The following is a 17,594-nucleotide window of genomic DNA, read 5'->3' as shown; positions in this document are numbered from 1 at the left end:
CTCCTCTTAAACCCGAAATTTGGGTTCAACATTCAGTGCAAGCCCTCTTTGCAAGGCAAATTTGGTCAAAAATGATGCTTGTGTTGCCGTATTCATGCTTTGAAATGCATTGACCATTTGCGACTTAATGCCATTACCCAATTGCTGGGCAATTTTAGGAGTGAATTGATTCATCAGTTCAACCAAGTCTTTTTTAGCGCTGACATAGGTCAAAAATTGCTTGGCATCCGCTGATGTAAAGTTGACAGCGACTTCAGCATTGATCTCTGCATTTTTTATTTGTTCAGAAGTCTTCTGTTGAGTAAATGCCGTTAAAAGTACCTGTTGCTGTTCCTGTGCTACACGTTCAGCTTCTTGCTGTTGTAAGCGTTCAGCTGCCGCTAAACGTGCTTGTTCCTCTTCTTGTTGACGTCGCAAAACCGCTCGTAATTGTTCTTCTCGACGAAGTGTGGCAGCTTGTTGGCGTGCCTCTTCCTGCAAACGTAATTCTGCTTGACGAGCCTGTTCTGCCACCCGCGCTTCTTCTTGTAGACGTAATTCTGCTTGGCGAGCTTGTTCTGCCAGGCGAGCTTCTTCTTGTCGACGTAATTCTGCTTGGCGTTGTGCTTCTAAACGACGTCGCTCTTCTAAACGTCGTTCTTCTTCTAATCGAAGTTGCTCTAAGCGACGTTGTTCTTCTAAGCGGCGTTGTTCTTCTAAGCGACGTTGTTCTTCTAAGCGGCGTTGTTCTTCTAAGCGACGTTGTTCTTCTAAGCGGCGTTGTTCTTCTAAACGAACTTCCTCAGCACGAGCTTCTTGCTGACGCTGCAATTGTGCTAATCTTTGCGCTTCTTGTTGCTGTTGTAATTCTGCTTGCTCTCGCTGCATTTGTTGCCAAAGCTCTCTGACTTGGGCAATCGGCGCATCTAAAAGATGCATAATTTGTTCTTCTGATTGATGAATTTCAATGGCATATTGTACTGCTTGGTCTCGCACGGTTTCTGAATCATCAATAACAGGTACTGGCATGACAGGCGTTGGTTGAACATTCGCCACCACAGGCGTTGTGGGCTGAGATGTTTGCACTTGGCCATTCAAATTTAACTTTGCTTTATGATGTTTAGCTTGTTGCTTAATATAGCTTTCATCTGCCGTCATCAGAACATTGAATTCCATCATATCTTGATCAACAATGGCAAGCTCAATCAATTTCTGGCGTAATTCTTCAATATCATGTCCATCAAGATCGATATCATCCGTTGTCACAACCGGTTTATCAGAAGGCTTTGCGCCTAAACCTAACTCTGTTTTATGTATTTTTGCTTGTTGCTTGATATAAGCATCATCAGCAGTCATCAATTCATTTGCTTCAAACTCATCATTTGCCGCAAAAGCGAGATCAATTAATTTATAACGTAACGCGACAAGATCTTGTCCATCAATGTCAGCATCAATATCATCGGAACTATCTGATTTTGCTTTAAGAGAACCACCTAATTCAACAATTCTTTTGTCAATCTGTTCAACAAGTGCATCATAATATACTTCCCATGGATCTTGGGCAAAACGTAGAAATAGATGTCCATAATTATCGAATTTTTCTGTTTGACGAAATTTTACTGGGTCTTTTAATTTTTGCGTAAAACGAATTTCACCAAAATTTTCAATACAGGTTCTTATTGCTGCTTCAAGATCTTTAGTGGTATAGCATTGAATTTGTTTTAACAGAGCTTTTTCTTCTTTCTCAAGATTTTCAAAATCACCACAAACGATTAATACATAATTATTTAACGCATCCTTCAATTGTTGTAAGGTGTTTAGCTCCATTTTTTCAATGGCACCAAAAATCGTATTTTTTCCTGGTTGGTCAGCAATCATTAATTCACGAAAAATTGCTTGGGTCATAATCGCATCTAATTTTCTTTCATTAGGATTTTGCAGAAGTGCTAGCATCGCAAATTGCGTTATTCGTTGAGCAACCCCAGAACCACAAGAAGGATTATCACCATCTAAATCATCATATTCTTCTTGAACCTGTTTCTTTCGCGTACTACCATCTTTGTCCTTCACCTTTTTTTCCACCCAGCGGGTTTTATCCCAATTATGTGCTCTTCCTAATCCAGCCAGTGTTTGGATAAATAGCTTTTTGGCATCTTCTCGACTGTAAGCTTCTGCCAAAGGAAAAATATCACCATTCAAGGCTAACCACATACTGCGAATGGTTTGTCGTTCTAATGGATTAATTGCAGCAGCATAGCCACCATACACGTTATTAACATACGGAGCATGGTTTGACATCCATAAATTAGGAGAACAAAATAAATAACGGTAAGCGGTATGAACAGGATGTTGGTAATAAGCTCTCAGTTCTTGTTGGGTATAAGGTCCTTTATAATTTAAAGGTAATCGTTTGCCTTCTGCTATCGCGGGGGATTTATTATATTCTTCAATCAGAAATTGTTTGATTTGTGGATCAGCACCCGCCTGTAAATCATATGCAGCATACGTGTCATTCAACAGATCAATGATCGAAGCTTGAGCCTCGTTTAAGCCACGCATCGCATTTTCACGATTTTGCGCATTAACACCGATATTTTCTTCGTGTGCTGCTTTAGTAACCTGTCTTTTTAATAAATCCCAATTTGGACCTTGTGCTGACATAATGTTAACCCCGTTCTGTAAAATAGATATTTAGTAATGTTAGTCGACATACTATTTTGTTTTGTGCCAGGAGCAACGCTATTCAAGATAAGATCGCAGAAAATACCGATAAAAAACTAAAAAAATTAAAATAATTCGAACATTTTATGTCAGACGTTTTACCGTCTACTTCCCGCGGCTTGACCGCGGGGAATCCATGGATGCTGCGGGCAAACCGCAATAGAGCTTTAGTTTATTTTAGGTTATAGCAAGTAGCATTCTGGTTTCATGGCGATCTCTCAGAAAATAATTCATGCAGCGAGAAAGTGACGTTCGATCACCAATAAAAAAGCCGACATTTCTGCCGGCCAGGGGGGGGAAGGCTTTTATTAAGAAAAGTTTTTTTTCAGTGTTAGTGCTTTTTGCTCAGCAAATTTTTTCAGAAAAGCTTGGCGGGTTAGTGCATTCATTTGTTGAAAAGCGTTTAAGCTTTTTTGTTGAATTCCTCTAACAAGTTGTAATGCTATGTCTGTTGTAAATTGGTTTATTAGCGCAATTAAATTTTTATCTTGTCGAATGATAGCTAAAAACTGTATAGCAACATCTGAAGTAAATAAAGCAGCAATGTCAGCGTTGATCTTATTAGTATCGTTTGCGATTGAACCATTATTCTTTTTATGATCATCAGCACGACCATATGTCATTAGAAGAGAAGATGGTGTTGTCATTAATTCAGGTTCAAGGCTGATTTCGTGTGTTTTAGGCGGTGTTATTCTTTGTGGCTGAAGTCTAGCCCATACCTTTTTCACCTCATCGATTGAAGCATAATGCATTAGAACAGCTAATTTGGGATTGCCGTTATAAAGTGCTGTTTCAAGCACTTGGCTTCGCCAGTTTTCCTGCTGTTGTTGCGTTGATAAATTCAACATACTGAAATTTTCTAAGGTTGACCACGCCATACTTTGCGGTTCTTGGACGCTGCGAAGAATGCTTTCTGCTTCGGTTTCAAGTTGACGCTGCAATAGTGTTTCTTGAGGTACCTTATATCCCGTCATGTTTTCAAAGCATTCAGTCCCATACCAAATCCATTCATGATATTGCCACAGGGCTGCCTTAACTTGTTGAAGCTTTTGTTCACCCAATGTTTGCTGTATCAGTAATGGTATTTCTTCATACGTACCTAAGCAATTTGCAATCGTTTGCAGCGTGTTATCTTTGATTTTAGCGTCTTGAAAAATGAATTGCTCAAGACGGTTAAATGATAACCCCAAATCGATTGTTTGTTTTGGACCGAATTGCATTGTCTCTCTCATCACCTAGTAAGTTTGTTACCAAAATACTATGTCAGGAATAACCCTGATGTCGCTTTATTCACGATAAGTTCAAGACAAAACAAGATAAGCTGTCTGAAGAACAAATTGTTTGAATATTTTTATTCGAACATTAAGATTCACGCAATAAAAAAGCCGGTACAGTGACCGGCATTATAATCAAGCTGCTTTCAAAATTAACTAGCTTTTGGTCGATTCTGGAAAATTGACTCTCTTTGCGAAAGTTTGGTAAGTAATTCAAGCAAAGTTGGTATGTTCACAGTCAAGACTCGGGCGAGCCACATAGGATTCTTGTCAATTTCTATCTTTTGAATCACACCGAGTATTTGGCATGAATTCATCGTGTTAAACACATTAAGTGCTTCTTGATTATTAACCACTCTTGCCAAGAATTTTCGGCCTATCTCTGACTGAAAAGCTGCAACGGCAAGAGGATTAATTCCGAGCCTCTCATAAGTTGCATCAAGCAAAATCCGCCTTTCTTTAAACTCTTCTTTAGTATTAGAGGGACCGTCAATACGCTTTAAATCCAAATTTCTTTCATCATCATTTAATAATTGTTGAAGAGCTTGAATTTCTGCATATTGTACGTCTCTTATTTTAGGCAAGTATCTCCTCCAGAAACTCTGAACAATCCCTTGTCTGTTAGTTGCTTTCGATGCTAATCTAAAATTAATCATGTCTTTTGCGTTGAGCCGAGATAAAATTTCCTCACCCCATATCTCATCATGAATTGCCGTTGTATCCGGTAATGCACCTTGTTTCATATTAACCCCCATAAAAAGAAATAATACTAACTATTTTTTTACGGTTGGTTAATACCATTCTTGATTGCTCATCGGGTTGTTATTCATATTTATCTGAGGAAGGCAAAGTAGTTCGAATCATTTAAAAATTACATTCGAAATCATAAGCATAAAAAAGCCGGTCCTATAACCGGCTTTTGATATTTTAAGAGGTAGGCTCAGGATCGGCTCTTAACTCTTTTGGAATTTTTAAATCCCAGATCCAACCGAATTGATGGAATATCATCAATAACCATTTTCCTAAATCTATTTGGTACCAACGGTGTCCAAAAAATGGCATTTGCATAAAACGATGATGATTGTTATGCCAGCCTTCGCCAAATGAAACCAAAGCGATCAAAAAGTGATTGGTGCTCGTATCCTGTGTTTTGGTGTAATCACGCGTACCAAAACGATGGCAAATGGAATTAATACTCCATGTCACATGACATGCAAGGCACAGTCTTAATAAACCAGCCCAAACAAAACCAACCCATCCGCCCAATAATGCCGGAATAATTAATCCTAAATTGCTATAGAGCAGATAGTATTTAGAAACGTGTTTTACTTCGGGATCTTCTAGCAACCATTTACCAAAACGACGGTAGTTGGGTTTATAGTCATGGAAAATCCACCCACAATGAGAATGCCAAAAACCTTCACGTGGCGAATGGGGATCACCGGGTTTATCAGCATAACGATGATGTTGAATATGTAAGCTTGCCCATGCTGCTGGACCACCCTGCATGGCAAAGCTACCACAAATTAATATCGCACGTTTCAGCCATGGCTTTGCCTGATAAGATCGATGCGTCACCAAGCGATGATAGCCAATGGTAATACCCAAAGCTGATAATGAATAAAATAACACTGCAAGCCCAATATCGGCTCCCGTGACAAGACCTTGATGCCAAGTCCACCAAGCCGCAGGAATGGAAAGCGGTGTAATAAACACTAAAAAGAAGGCATACGAATAACTAAGGTATTGATGCCGCTGTCTAAAAAAAACTATTACGCTTTTTGGGATCATTTTTACTCGCCCTTAAGATTGGGCCTGCATCATACCATAAAATGACGTAAAATAAGTCTTATGCCATTAAACCCGATACTAAAACGCCTACTTACTAAAGCCTATCTCCATGGCTTTGCTAATCTTCATCAATTCTCAACCGAAGAGATACGCCAATACTTGCAGCACCCTAAGCTAAAAGTCACCATGGCGGCTTTCCAGGATTATCAAACGCATCATGGATTAACGCTTCGCTGCTATACGCCTGCATCTTTAGCAGGTGACGATCATCCCTGCCCTGTTGTTATTTATCTTTCTGCCACTGCTTTTGTTTTAGATCGCTTAGATGCTTGCAACGATTATTGTAGTTTACTTGCTAACAACTTAAATATGAAAGTGATCAATATTGCGCATCGTTTAGCACCTGAACATAAATTTCCTCGTTTTTTATTTGATTGTACTGAGAGCATTGAATGGATCTATCAACATGCCAGCACACTCAACATTGACCCAGAAAAAATAGCAATATGGGGAGAAAGTTCTGGGGGTAGCATTGCCGCTTCTAGCACCCATGTTTTACGCGATGCCAAATTGCCTATCATTAAACATCAAACGCTTTTTTATCCCATGGTCGATTTAGTCAATCCTTTTCGTTCAAAAGCGCTTTACAGCAATGGCTTCATGCTAGATAAATCTTTTGTTGAATGGCTTGATAAACGCGGATTTCACCCCGAACAAGATCGCTCCTGTCCCCTTGCCTCTCCTTTGTTATCTACCCATTTTGGGGATTTACCCCCTGCGACACTGATTAGCGCACAATATGATCCTTTACGGGATGAAGGCGAAGCTTATGCTAAAAAATTACGTGACGCGGGAGTCGCTGTCACTACCCAACGATTTAAGGGGATGATTCATGGATTTATGCGATTTTATCCGAAGGTAGCAGCAACACAAGACGCTTTGGATTTCGCTTGTGTTGCTTTAAAAAAGCATTTTGAAGAGAAAGTCTCTCAGGGTTTAGAAACGGTGGGTGGTGGCACTAAACCCGTTGAAGGAGGCTCAACGGTTGGTACCGAAGGTTGGGCAGGGGCTGATGGTGCAGCCTCAGGTTTCGTCCCTTCTGCTGGTGCTTGAGTTGAAGTGACGTTGGCGGTGATACTATGAATCGCAATCCCCGCTTTAGATTCACCTAGCGTGACTCGCACCACATCTAAACTCATGTTCACTTGCTGCTGCACTAACTGGGTCGCACTTTTATATGTGACCATAACAGGAACCTGTACTTCCCACTTGTAGACACCTTCTTCATTAACCCCTTCTTTACTCACAAAAGGCTCACTGGTAGGCACTGCTGACACAAAAAGCTTTTTAGATTTTACTAACTCTAAGTTTTTAGAGTCTTCCAAAGCTTTCAGGTAAGAGTCATAACCTGCTGCCGTAAATAGCGGTCGGATTTTTTTCAAAACATACTGGTAATTTAGATAGTCGTAATTGCAGATCTCCAGCACACTTTCGGTACTCCAACTTAATATCTCATTAGGAGCAAGCATGGCTTGAGAAATGGGTAAGTCTTGAAATTTGCCAACCTGTTTAATCGTATTCACATCTTTTTCGAGTTGATCTAAACGTTCTACGACCTTTTTAAGGGTTCTATCCATTTCACGAATATCTGGTGGAGCATCAGGCGGGGTAACTGCCTGCACGCAGGGGATCCCCATAACACAAGCCATTCCAAGCAATGTGACCAATTTACGCATACCAAACCTCAATCGTGATAAATCTTAATCTAGTGTTCGGCAATCACGGTGGTTTTCTGTAATGCACCGACCATTTCCTCAAGCACATCTGTATTTGTTAACAGCTTTTTCCATTCATTTAGCATCGCAAGATTATTTTGCTGCCAGGGATGAAATCTAGGTAAATAATAAGCGAAATAAGGTCGAAACAATTTTCGTAAAAATCCGGGTTTGCCCCAACAAAGATGCCAAAGATTTTTCCAAAATGACCATTTGAAGAGTAATTTGTCTTTGATGATCAAATGAAAAAAGTTAGCGATTAAAATGCTACCTAGCATTTGGGTAACAAGCCACATCCCGGCAATTCGTTTGAAATAACCGCCCCCAATTTGCTGATAAAGATCATAAACAACGGCTTTATGTTCAATTTCTTCAATCGCATGCCAGCGCCAAAGTGCGGCAACAGAAGGTGTTGCATTGGCCAACCATTCTGGTTCTCGCAACAACAAGTCTGAAATAATCGCCGTTAAATGCTCTGCTGCCAAGGTTAAAGATAAATGCATTTTGGGGCTTAATTTACGGGATAACCACTTAAAATTACGCACATTGGCTGTTTGTAATTTTTTCGTATCGTAACCTTGATGCTTAAGGATCTGATTAAAACGAATAAACTCACTACCGTGCGCCGATTCTTGGCCAATAAAGCCGGCTAATTGTGTCTTTAACGATGCTGAAACCGGATGGTTTTTATAAGGCAATACACTGGTAATGGCTAAGCGTTCAAAGGCTGGCGCCAAAATCGCTATCGCATTGAGCATATGGGTTTTAACAGGACAATTATCGTTCCAATAGCGAGGAAGCTCTTTTTCAATTAAAAAGCGTAGGCGTCTTGTTACAATTTCGTCATCCATGACTTATATTCTTCTCATTTTGTCCTTAGGCGTTGTTGCCTGCGCCCTCCTCACAACCGTCATGTATTATTGATACATTCCTGTTGTTCGAGAGCTTGGCGCCTAGCCTAAGAACAAACTGATTCGAATATATTTTTTCATTTTGTCCTTAGGCATTTCCCAGAGATACAAAATACGAAAGCAGCTTTCTTCTAGGCTAGGCGGCAAGCTCATTTTTAACAGGAGTGTATGAATAATACATGACTGTTAAAAATGAGTGCAGCCAACAACGCATAGGAGAAAACTGCGAACGTATTTATACTTCGCGGGTCTCTTTAAATTCTATATCAGGCCACCGCTCTTTTGTCATCATTAAATTGACATTGGTTGGTGCTAAAAACGTTAAAGCGTCGGCGCTATCGAGTGCCAATTGTCCACTCAGTTTTGTTTTGAAGTCAGATAACTTTTTGTCATCTTTACAATATACCCAACGAGCGGTGACAACTTTGACAGAATCGTAGACACATTCAACGTTGTATTCATGTGCTAGGCGATGAGCCACAACATCAAACTGTAATTCCCCCACCGCTCCCACAATAATTTGATTGGTATCTAAGGGACGAAACACCTGCGTTGCGCCTTCTTCTGATAATTGCACCAGTCCTTTTTGTAATGCTTTCATCTTCAAAGGATCACGAGGTCGTACGGCTTTAAATAATTCTGGCGCAAAATTAGGAACACCCAGAAACTTTAATTTCTCGCCTTGACTAAAAGCATCGCCAATTTGAATGGTGCCGTAATTATGTAGACCAATAATATCGCCAGGCCAAGCTTCTTCAACATGTTCACGCTCCCCCGCCATAAAGGTCAGTGCATTAGAAACTTGAACACTACGACCTAAGCGCACATGGTGTATTTTCATGCCTTTTTGATAACGTCCTGAACAAACTCGCAAAAAAGCAATGCGATCACGATGTTGTGGATCCATGTTTGCTTGGATCTTAAAAACAAATCCACTAAAGTTGTTTTCAGTTGGATTCACTAAACGGCTTTCGGCTTCACGCGATTGTGGCGCTGGTGCAAAATCGGCTAAAGCATTTAAAATTTCATTCACACCAAAATTATTGATAGCGGAACCAAAATAGACCGGAGTGAGTTTCCCTTGTAAGAAAGCCTCATGATCATAAGGGTGAGATGCACCTTTGACCAATTCTAATTGCTCTCGAAATTCATCGATAATCATGCCGCATTTCTCATCGAGCAATGGGTTATCAAGTCCTTGAATCACCTCAGGCTCTTGAATAACCGATCCTTTACCCGGTTCAAACAGCAAGACACAATCTTTTTGTAAGTGATAAACCCCTTTAAATAATTTACCCATCCCAATAGGCCAGGTAATAGGGGCACAACGAATATTCAGCACTTTCTCAATTTCATCTAACAGCTCAATGCCATCACGACTGTCACGATCGAGCTTATTAATAAAAGTCAGGATAGGGGTATCTCGCAAACGACAAATTTCCATTAATTTAACCGTTCTTGATTCAACCCCCTTCACTGCATCGATCACCATTAAGGCAGAATCGACTGCGGTTAGCGTACGATAAGTATCTTCTGAGAAGTCTTCGTGACCTGGGGTATCCAGCAAATTAATAATCGCATCACGAAATGGAAATTGCATGACAGAGGTGGTCACCGAGATCCCACGTTGCTGTTCTAATGCCATCCAGTCGGAAGTTGCATGACGAGCCGCTTTGCGCCCTTTTACAGTACCAGCTAACTTAATTGCACCTCCGAATAATAGGAGTTTTTCGGTTAGCGTTGTTTTACCTGCGTCAGGGTGAGAAATAATTGCAAAGGTGCGGCGTCGAGCGATTTCATTTTCTAAGCTAGACATCTATCCCTCTTTTGCCGTAAAAAGTTAGTTAAACACATATTTAGTTTGAATCTAGGCGAGGCGCCAAATGAATGTTCCCCAGGAGTGTACAAACAGTACAGACGGGAGGGGATCCTTCGTGCTAGCAACAAAGCATAGGCTCAAAATGGAAAGAGTATACTTGTTTAACTACATTATCGCACCCAGATCGGTTAAAGTGTCGCATCCATAAATTCGATAGCGAGACTGGAGAGCTAGATGTCCCAAGCAAATGCAACCCCACACGAAAAATCCGATCATCACAGTTTACAGGTGGTTCCATTGCTCATCTGCCTTGGTTTAGGGCTGGCTGGATGGTTTTGCCCTCATCCCAGCGCTCTCACCGATCAAGCATGGCATTTAGTCGTTATTTTCGTCGTCACCGTATTCGGCCTCATCATTAAACCTCTTCCCATGGGCGCAGTTGCAATCATTGCTATAACTGTTGGCATTCTGACTAAAGTCATTACGATGCAACAAGCTTTTAATTCATTTAGTAGCGATGTGGTATGGCTTGTTGTTTTCGCCCTTTTTATCGCGAAAGGTTTTAATGTCACGGGGCTCGGTCGACGTATTGCTTATTTTTTCACTGCGTTGCTTGGCAAAAAGACTCTGGGTTTAAGTTATGGCCTCATGGCAACGGATTTAATCCTGGCACCCGCTATTCCCAGTGTGACAGGACGTTCTGCAGGTATTGTTTATCCCATTTTACAAGGGATTGCTAACTCCTATAAAAGTTTCCCGAATACTGACTCTGCTCGTAAAATTGGTGCCTTCTTAACCGCAACGGCTTTCCAAGTCACCGTTATTACCTCATCGATGTTCATGACAGCAATGGCTGCTAATCCTATTTTAACCAGCCTCAGCAAAGATCAAGATATTTCCGTGAGCTGGGGAGAATGGGCCCTCGCCGCTTGTGTACCCGGTATTCTCAGTTTGGCCATTATTCCTTGGTTTATTTACAAAATTTATCCACCCGAAATCAAAGAAACCCCTTTTGCGCAAGATAATGCGCGTGCTGAATTAAAAGCGATGGGTAAAATGCATCGCAACGAATGGATCATGGGTTTGGCTGCCATTGTCTTATTGGTTTTGTGGATTTTTGGTAAACAACTTGGCGTAGCACCGGTTGTTGCTGCCATGGTCGGTTTAATTCTATTGCTTGTCACCGGCGTACTTGAATGGAAATCGCTGGTAAAAATTGATACCGCGTGGGAAACCTTTGTTTGGTTCTGCGTTTTAATTATGCTCGCCAATCTCCTAAAAGATTACGGTGTGCTCAGTTGGTTCACGAGCAGTGTGCAAGGCCACTTTGCCGGATTAGATTGGAAAATTGCTTTTCCCCTTCTAGCACTGATTTATTTTTATACGCATTACTTTTTCGCTAGCTCCACAGCGCATGTGACCTCCATGTATCCTGCATTTTTGGGATTATCAATTGCTATTGGCACCCCTCCGATGTTGGCTGCTTTTGTTATGATTTATTTCAGCAATTTATTTGGCGGATTAACTCATTACAGCTTAGCGCCCGCACCACTACTTTATGGTGTAGGTTATGTCGATATTAAAACATGGTGGAAAATAGGCTTTTTAACCAGTGTGATTAATATTCTTATCTGGTGTACTGTGGGTGCAGCTTGGTGGAAATTCTTGGGCTTCTGGTAAACCATAATCAAAATAAATGGATGATTGCTAGGCAACAGCCCTGCCAATCGTTCAGAAACGAATACGATGTGTGCAATTCGAATTAAGGTAAATGATATGACAACATTACAATTAAACATTCCTGACGATGCAATGACAGAACTGTCCATTGTGGCTGAGCAGCTTAAGCTCTCCCCTGAACAATGCATTTTGCTTGCATTAAATCACTTTATTCAAACTGAAACGGTCGGCAATGCCATCGAAGGTCAATCACGTGTTGGTGATGGTGTAGAATTAGTAGACTTTCCTGAACTCAAAGAAGAAGTCGGGATCGAAATTCAATTTCACCCTATCGCGATGGAAGAATTAGAAACACTTGAAGAAGAAGCACAAGTTCATGTGCTAGGCGAGCTGATTGAGCGCATTTCTGCCGAAGAAGACGAGTTAACCGATACTTTAGATTTAGTCTTAAAAGACGATCCAGAAAATCAACTCGTACTCTCAGGCTTTAGCTTTGGTGAAGTTGTTTACACCATCGGTGAAACAGTCGTTATTTATCATATTGCCTTCACTGAAGAAGAAGACTTCGATGAAGAAGACGAAGATGAAGACGATGAAATGGAAATCGAAGAAGACGAAGAAGCTACCCGTCAATAAAAGCACTTTGCATCAACTGCCAAGCCTGTTGCTTGGCAGTTTTTTCTTCAAGTAATGCGGTTAACGAAGGCAGCGTAATTCTCTTATCTCCCCTTGCGAATGCTAATGAAGCACCCTTTTCCATTCGTTCAAAACAAAATTGCGTTTCAGGTTGCGGCCAATTGAGCGCAGCTAACATTCTTGTTAATAATTGTTGCTTTTGTGGTGATAATTGAGCAAAAGTTGTTATCCCCTGTTCATCTATCATCACCCTAAAGTGAGAATGCGGTAAGGCCGAGGAACGCTTTTCCCATTGCGTGATCCCAAGCATTGCCAAGTATTCATTTTGCAACCTCGTATCACCCATGATTGTCTTTTCCTTTGCGATTTCGTCGCCATACCCCAACACGTCGCTTGATGGATAAAACCGGCCCAGACAAGACATAAAGCGCAAATGCAGAAAGTAAAACAAAAGGCGGATCGATTGAAACAAAGACAATAATTAATAACACGGCTAATACCGCCACAAAGGGGACATGCCCTTTCAGATCTAATTCTTTGAAGCTGTAATAACCAATATTACTCACCATTAATGCCCCTGTAATTAAGGTGACAATGGCGCAAATCACCCATAGTTGATGACCTGGGACCCCATAATCATGGGCAACCCAAATCATGCCTGCCACAAGACCGGCCGCAGAAGGGCAAGGAAGTCCTTGAAAGTATTTTTTGTCTTGCACATCAAGACGGGAATTAAAGCGAGCTAAACGCAAAGCCGTTGCTGCTGCAAAGAAGAAAGCAACCAACCAGCCTGGTTTTCCTAAACTCGAGAGTCCCCAGCTATAAGCCACCAGAGAGGGGGCGATACCAAAAGAAACCACATCGGCAAGACTATCGTATTCTGCGCCAAAAGCACTCTGCGTGTTTGTTAGTCTAGCAACTCTTCCATCAAGACCATCCATGATCATCGCGATAAAGATCGCTATCGCTGCGTATTCAAAATCACCTCGCATCGCAGCAACAATCGCATAGAAACCTGCAAATAAGCCACTGGTCGTAAACAAGTTAGGTAACAAATAAATCCCTTTGTTTCGATGAGGTTCAGTACCTTCATTCGGCGTATTGCTTGAAATCATAATGGCTTTTCTTTACCTATCTGTGTGTATACATGAGCCAAACCATTGTCAGAGAATTAGCTTAAATTATGCTATAATATGGAATGACCAACCAAAACACCCATTTTATGGCTAAAGACAAAAAAACCAAAATCGTCATTGAAGGGATCACCGAAGAAGGGACAATATTTCGCCCCAGCGACTGGGCTGAACGGGTGAGCGGTCACTTGTCTACCGTTAAGAACCAACGCTTACATTACTCTCCTTTACTCAAACCTTCCTTTAAAGACGGCAAGCGTTGCTTAATTATCGATATGGAGTTACAAACCCTCCATCCTGCTCTATATCAACACATCCTGGATTTTGCCAAACATAATAAATTGAGGATCTGTTCCGATGAAAATAGTGGAGAGAAACATGAAAAATAAATTCATTTGGGCTTTATCCACATTATTCTTACTGAATACGAGTTACAGTTTTGCACAAGCTTACCGCTGGACCGATGAGAATGGCCAAACGGTTTATTCACAAGAGCCTCCTCCTGATAAAGCAGCAACAGAGATTAAAGCCCCCCCACCCCCTGCTAGTACCGTCGCGCAAGAAAAAGCAGCCGTCCAAAAGTTAATTGATAAAGAACAAACGGCAGAGCAAAAAGAAGCAGAGCTCAAAAAAGCACAAGCCATGAAAGAGCTAACTGCGCAAGAGAAGCAAACCAATTGCGACAAAGCAAAAGAACAATTAAGTAATTTACAATTGAAAACCCGCATTAAAATGATTGGGGCAGATGGCCAAGTCACGATGTTAACCCCTGCGCAAAAAGCCCAAGAGATTGCTAAGACACAAGAAATGATTAAGTCGTTTTGTACGCAGTGAAATCCCCCTGCAAGCTTCGCTTGCTGCCCCCTTTAACAAAGTGGGCAAATGATTCGCTTCGGTCTCTCCCTTTGATTAAAAGGGAGAAGCGCGTAGCGCAGAGGGATTTTTATCTTGATGACTTAAGCCCGTCTCCAAGTCGTGCCACCCGATGCATCTTCTAACACAACCCCCATTTCAGTCAGGGTTTTGCGAATTTCATCGGCTCTGGCCCAATTTTTGGTTTGACGAGCTTGTTCACGCTCGACAATTAAGGCTTCAATTTCGCCGGCATCATCTTGCTTACCTTGTAAATAAGCATCGGGCTCACTCGCTAATAAACCTAAAATATTCCCCAGCGATTTCAGTGCACTGGCGAAAAGAACCAGATTTTCATCATTTTGCTCACGCGCTGTATTAGTGGCATGGGCTAAATCAAATAAAACGGCAATCGCTTCTGGAGTATTAAAATCATCATTCATTGCAGCGAAGAACCGATGATAATAGGATGCAATTGCAGGCACTTTATCATCCACACTAATCAGAGCAATACCTCTTAGCGCCGTATAAAGTCGCTCTAAGGCATTTTTAGCTTGATCGAGTTGATCTTTAGAATAATTGACCGGGCTTCGATAATGACTTGCGGTTAAAAAGTAGCGAATGACTTCAGAATTATATTGTGCCAACACTTCTCGGATCGTAAAGAAATTGTTCAATGATTTTGACATTTTTTCTTTATCGACTTGCACAAAACCCACATGCATCCAGGTATTGACAAATTTTTGACCGGTTGCACATTCCGATTGCGCTCTTTCATTTTCATGATGGGGGAAAATTAAATCAGAACCACCACCATGAATGTCAAAGGACGGGCCTAAACAATCTACCGACATGGCCGAGCACTCAATATGCCAACCAGGACGTCCTTCCCCATAAGGCGATGTCCAGTGCGGTTCTTCTTTTTTCGCTTTTTTCCACAAGACAAAATCTAAGGCTGAACGTTTTGCTTCATTAATTTCAACGCGAGCACCCACTTGCAGTTGTTCCAGATCTTTATGAGATAATTGGCCATATTGCTGATATTTTTCAACTGAGAAATAGACATCACCATTATTCGCCACATAAGCAAAACCTTTTTGTTCTAAGGTTTTAACCATGTCAATAATGTGCTGCATATATTCGGTCGCACGAGGTTCTAAATCGGGCGATAATGCATTCAATGATTTGGCGTCTTCATTCATTGCCGCAATAAAGCGCGCCGTTAGATCTTGGATAGATTCTTTATTCTCAATAGCTCGCTTAATGATTTTATCGTCAATATCGGTAATGTTACGCACATATTTGACTTTCCAACCACTGGCTCTTAAAAAACGGACAATGGTATCAAAAGCAACAAATACCCTCGCATGACCAATATGACAGTAATCATACACGGTGATCCCACAAACATAGAGTGAGATTTCACCAGGTTTTAACGGCGTAAACGCTTCCTTTTGCTGCGTAAAGCTATTGTAGATTTGTAGCATCTTTGCTTATCCTTTGATTTGTTGCTTTGCAATGGCAACCCGTTTTAATAATGCATCCTTGCCCATCAATGGGAATATTTTCACAAGTTCTGGACCATAACAACGCCCCGTGACAGCTGATCGCAGCGGTAAAAATAAGGCTTTACCTTTAATATTTAACGCTTCCGACAAGCGTTTAACAATCGCTTGATAATCATCCCCTTCGCTTTCTATCGCTTGGCTTAAATGATCCAGTAACTCTTTATTCGCTTGCGTTAAATGAGATAGCGCTTCTTCGTCCCATACTGGAGAATCGGTAAGGATTTGCGTCGCCCAATCTTTTACATCCGAAGGCAAAATACAATTTGGCTTAAAGGTATTCACAAAAAGATCTTTTTTATCGCCAACGACATTGGCAACTAAAGGTGAAACCCATTCCCAAAATTCGCCATCACTGGATTTCATGATAGCTTCTTTTTGCCAGTGATTTAATTGTGCCAAATCAAAGCGTGCCGGTGAACGGCCAATATTTTTGGCTGAAAAATGATCGCCCAATTCATTCAATGACAGTAACTTTTCATGTTCAAAATGATGCCCCAATCGTGATAAATAATTATTGATAGCAATGGGGAAATAACCTTGTTCACGTAAGCTTTCAATCGATTGTGAGCCATTGCGTTTTGAGAGTGGTTTACCATCAAAACCTAAGATAAGCGGCATATGTCCATAAAGTGGCGCGGGTAGTTTTAAAGCATTTAAGATTAATAATTGTCTTGGCGTATTGGTTAAATGATCTTCACCTCGCATCACATGTGACACTTGCATTAAAGAATCATCAACGGCATTACAGAACATAAATGATGCCGAACCATCTGCTTTTTTAATGATAAAATCGCCGATATCATTGGCGGCAAAATGCTTAGGGCCTTGAATGAAATCATCAAATTCAATCGTTTCATTATCCGGTATTAAAAATCGTAGAGCTGGTTTTAATCCCTTTGCGATTTTTGCTTCACGTTCAGCTTCAGTCAAATGACGGCAAGTACCACTGTAGCGCGGTGGCATGCCAGCAGCTAACTGGGATTTACGTGCAATCGCTAATTCTACTTCTGAACAATAGCACCAATAGGCTTTTTTCTCATCGAGCAGCTTTTGATAATATTGCTCATACACTTCATGGCGTTGTGATTGATAATAAGGCCCTTGTGTGCCACTGGCCGCTGGACCTTCTTGCCAAGTTAACCCTAGCCAACGCAAATCATGCATCAGTTTTTCGGTAAATTCCTGCTCAGAGCGTGCCATATCCGTATCTTCGATCCGCAGCAGGAAAACACCTGGCTGAGGACTATGGGCAGTATGCGCCTTGGCTAGCAACACGTTAAACAGTGCTGTCCGTAAGTTACCAAAATGCATCAATCCAGTAGGACTGGGACTAAAACGCGATTTAAAAGGAAGGCTGGTCATGATTAAACTCTTATTTAGCTATACAACTATTTGGTGATTGTGCTAGTCGTTACATGCGCTACATGATACCCTATCGGCTCAATTTTGATACTG

At 41.2% G+C, this 17,594-nt stretch carries 15 protein-coding genes and 1 pseudogene; 5 read left to right on the top strand and 11 right to left on the bottom strand.

Features of this window, described 5'->3' with window-relative positions:
* Positions 1–6: 6 nt before the first annotated feature.
* The 4 genes from HT99x_RS06155 to HT99x_RS06140 form a co-directional block, all read right to left on the bottom strand.
* Complete coding sequence (locus HT99x_RS06155; protein ID WP_075066237.1) at positions 7–2,640, bottom strand: hypothetical protein; 2,634 nt, start codon at positions 2,638–2,640, stop codon at positions 7–9.
* 368 nt (positions 2,641–3,008) lie between these two features.
* On the bottom strand, positions 3,009–3,920 hold the full coding sequence (locus tag HT99x_RS06150) for a hypothetical protein (RefSeq protein ID WP_075066236.1): 912 nt from the start codon (positions 3,918–3,920) through the stop codon (positions 3,009–3,011).
* A gap of 206 nt (positions 3,921–4,126) precedes the next feature.
* Positions 4,127–4,717, bottom strand: coding sequence for a hypothetical protein (locus HT99x_RS06145; protein ID WP_075066235.1), 591 nt, complete (start codon positions 4,715–4,717; stop codon positions 4,127–4,129).
* A gap of 184 nt (positions 4,718–4,901) precedes the next feature.
* Positions 4,902–5,765 carry a fatty acid desaturase gene (locus tag HT99x_RS06140; RefSeq protein ID WP_075066234.1) on the bottom strand — a complete coding sequence of 288 codons (864 nt, stop codon included), beginning with the start codon at positions 5,763–5,765 and terminating at the stop codon, positions 4,902–4,904.
* A 60-nt stretch (positions 5,766–5,825) separates the two neighbouring features.
* On the opposite strand from HT99x_RS06140, the pseudogene HT99x_RS06135 reads away from it, so the two are divergent.
* Positions 5,826–6,656: pseudogene (locus HT99x_RS06135) on the top strand (alpha/beta hydrolase); the annotation flags it as partial.
* 98 nt (positions 6,657–6,754) lie between these two features.
* On the opposite strand, the gene HT99x_RS06130 reads toward HT99x_RS06135, so the two are convergent.
* The 3 genes from HT99x_RS06130 to HT99x_RS06120 form a co-directional block, all read right to left on the bottom strand.
* On the bottom strand, positions 6,755–7,501 hold the full coding sequence (locus tag HT99x_RS06130) for a DotI/IcmL family type IV secretion protein (protein WP_075066232.1): 747 nt from the start codon (positions 7,499–7,501) through the stop codon (positions 6,755–6,757).
* A 29-nt stretch (positions 7,502–7,530) separates the two neighbouring features.
* Positions 7,531–8,391 (bottom strand): metal-dependent hydrolase, encoded by an 861-nt coding sequence (locus HT99x_RS06125; RefSeq protein WP_075066231.1) that lies wholly within the window; start codon positions 8,389–8,391, stop codon positions 7,531–7,533.
* Between the two features lie 295 nt (positions 8,392–8,686).
* The gene (locus HT99x_RS06120) at positions 8,687–10,267 is read right to left on the bottom strand and encodes a peptide chain release factor 3 (protein ID WP_075066230.1); all 1,581 of its coding nucleotides are present in this window, start codon (positions 10,265–10,267) and stop codon (positions 8,687–8,689) included.
* Between the two features lie 237 nt (positions 10,268–10,504).
* Between HT99x_RS06120 and HT99x_RS06115 the strand changes: the two genes are divergently transcribed.
* Positions 10,505–11,950: a DASS family sodium-coupled anion symporter gene (locus HT99x_RS06115; protein ID WP_075066229.1), complete on the top strand. Its 1,446-nt coding sequence runs from the start codon at positions 10,505–10,507 to the stop codon at positions 11,948–11,950.
* 96 nt (positions 11,951–12,046) lie between these two features.
* A complete protein-coding gene (locus HT99x_RS06110; RefSeq protein ID WP_075066228.1) occupies positions 12,047–12,586 on the top strand; it encodes a hypothetical protein in 540 nt (179 codons plus the stop codon).
* Here HT99x_RS06110 and HT99x_RS06105 read toward each other — a convergent pair.
* Together HT99x_RS06105 and pssA are read right to left on the bottom strand one after the other, a co-directional pair.
* Positions 12,573–12,932, bottom strand: a complete 360-nt coding sequence (locus HT99x_RS06105) for a DNA polymerase III subunit psi (protein ID WP_075066227.1) — start codon at positions 12,930–12,932, stop codon at positions 12,573–12,575. The two genes, HT99x_RS06110 and HT99x_RS06105, sit on opposite strands and share 14 nt — an antisense overlap.
* Positions 12,925–13,701, bottom strand: coding sequence for a CDP-diacylglycerol--serine O-phosphatidyltransferase (gene pssA, locus HT99x_RS06100; protein ID WP_075066226.1), 777 nt, complete (start codon positions 13,699–13,701; stop codon positions 12,925–12,927). The genes HT99x_RS06105 and pssA overlap by 8 nt, the downstream gene beginning before the upstream one ends.
* Positions 13,702–13,784: 83 nt before the next feature.
* Here pssA and HT99x_RS06095 point away from each other — a divergent pair, with 83 nt between their 5' ends.
* Positions 13,785–14,108 (top strand): DUF3579 domain-containing protein, encoded by a 324-nt coding sequence (locus HT99x_RS06095; protein WP_235528435.1) that lies wholly within the window; start codon positions 13,785–13,787, stop codon positions 14,106–14,108.
* Positions 14,098–14,553, top strand: a complete 456-nt coding sequence (locus tag HT99x_RS06090; RefSeq protein WP_075066224.1) for a DUF4124 domain-containing protein — start codon at positions 14,098–14,100, stop codon at positions 14,551–14,553. Before HT99x_RS06095 ends, HT99x_RS06090 begins: the two co-directional genes overlap by 11 nt.
* A gap of 122 nt (positions 14,554–14,675) precedes the next feature.
* Here the strand turns inward: HT99x_RS06090 and cysS are convergent, their stop codons facing one another.
* Together cysS and gltX are read right to left on the bottom strand one after the other, a co-directional pair.
* Positions 14,676–16,058 carry a cysteine--tRNA ligase gene (gene cysS / locus HT99x_RS06085; protein WP_075066223.1) on the bottom strand — a complete coding sequence of 461 codons (1,383 nt, stop codon included), beginning with the start codon at positions 16,056–16,058 and terminating at the stop codon, positions 14,676–14,678.
* Between the two features lie 6 nt (positions 16,059–16,064).
* Positions 16,065–17,501: a glutamate--tRNA ligase gene (gltX, locus tag HT99x_RS06080; protein WP_075066222.1), complete on the bottom strand. Its 1,437-nt coding sequence runs from the start codon at positions 17,499–17,501 to the stop codon at positions 16,065–16,067.
* Positions 17,502–17,594: the final 93 nt, after the last annotated feature.

The organism is Candidatus Berkiella aquae, from assembly GCF_001431295.2.
Taxonomy (GTDB): domain Bacteria; phylum Pseudomonadota; class Gammaproteobacteria; order Berkiellales; family Berkiellaceae; genus Berkiella; species Berkiella aquae.
Note: the sequence above shows the minus strand (reverse complement) of the source record. Positions and strands in the feature narration are given on the sequence as shown.

What these genes read in the sequence shown, in the direction of transcription:
- HT99x_RS06155 (WP_075066237.1), bottom strand. Translation starts at nt 2,640, where the DNA reads ATGTCAGCACAAGGTCCAAATTGGGATTTATTAAAAAGACAGGTTACT.
- HT99x_RS06150 (WP_075066236.1), bottom strand. Translation starts at nt 3,920, where the DNA reads ATGCAATTCGGTCCAAAACAAACAATCGATTTGGGGTTATCATTTAAC.
- HT99x_RS06145 (WP_075066235.1), bottom strand. Translation starts at nt 4,717, where the DNA reads ATGAAACAAGGTGCATTACCGGATACAACGGCAATTCATGATGAGATA.
- HT99x_RS06140 (WP_075066234.1), bottom strand. Translation starts at nt 5,765, where the DNA reads ATGATCCCAAAAAGCGTAATAGTTTTTTTTAGACAGCGGCATCAATAC.
- HT99x_RS06130 (WP_075066232.1), bottom strand. Translation starts at nt 7,501, where the DNA reads ATGCGTAAATTGGTCACATTGCTTGGAATGGCTTGTGTTATGGGGATC.
- HT99x_RS06125 (WP_075066231.1), bottom strand. Translation starts at nt 8,391, where the DNA reads ATGGATGACGAAATTGTAACAAGACGCCTACGCTTTTTAATTGAAAAA.
- HT99x_RS06120 (WP_075066230.1), bottom strand. Translation starts at nt 10,267, where the DNA reads ATGTCTAGCTTAGAAAATGAAATCGCTCGACGCCGCACCTTTGCAATT.
- HT99x_RS06115 (WP_075066229.1), top strand. Translation starts at nt 10,505, where the DNA reads ATGTCCCAAGCAAATGCAACCCCACACGAAAAATCCGATCATCACAGT.
- HT99x_RS06110 (WP_075066228.1), top strand. Translation starts at nt 12,047, where the DNA reads ATGACAACATTACAATTAAACATTCCTGACGATGCAATGACAGAACTG.
- HT99x_RS06105 (WP_075066227.1), bottom strand. Translation starts at nt 12,932, where the DNA reads ATGGGTGATACGAGGTTGCAAAATGAATACTTGGCAATGCTTGGGATC.
- pssA (WP_075066226.1), bottom strand. Translation starts at nt 13,701, where the DNA reads ATGATTTCAAGCAATACGCCGAATGAAGGTACTGAACCTCATCGAAAC.
- HT99x_RS06095 (WP_235528435.1), top strand. Translation starts at nt 13,785, where the DNA reads ATGACCAACCAAAACACCCATTTTATGGCTAAAGACAAAAAAACCAAA.
- HT99x_RS06090 (WP_075066224.1), top strand. Translation starts at nt 14,098, where the DNA reads ATGAAAAATAAATTCATTTGGGCTTTATCCACATTATTCTTACTGAAT.
- cysS (WP_075066223.1), bottom strand. Translation starts at nt 16,058, where the DNA reads ATGCTACAAATCTACAATAGCTTTACGCAGCAAAAGGAAGCGTTTACG.
- gltX (WP_075066222.1), bottom strand. Translation starts at nt 17,501, where the DNA reads ATGACCAGCCTTCCTTTTAAATCGCGTTTTAGTCCCAGTCCTACTGGA.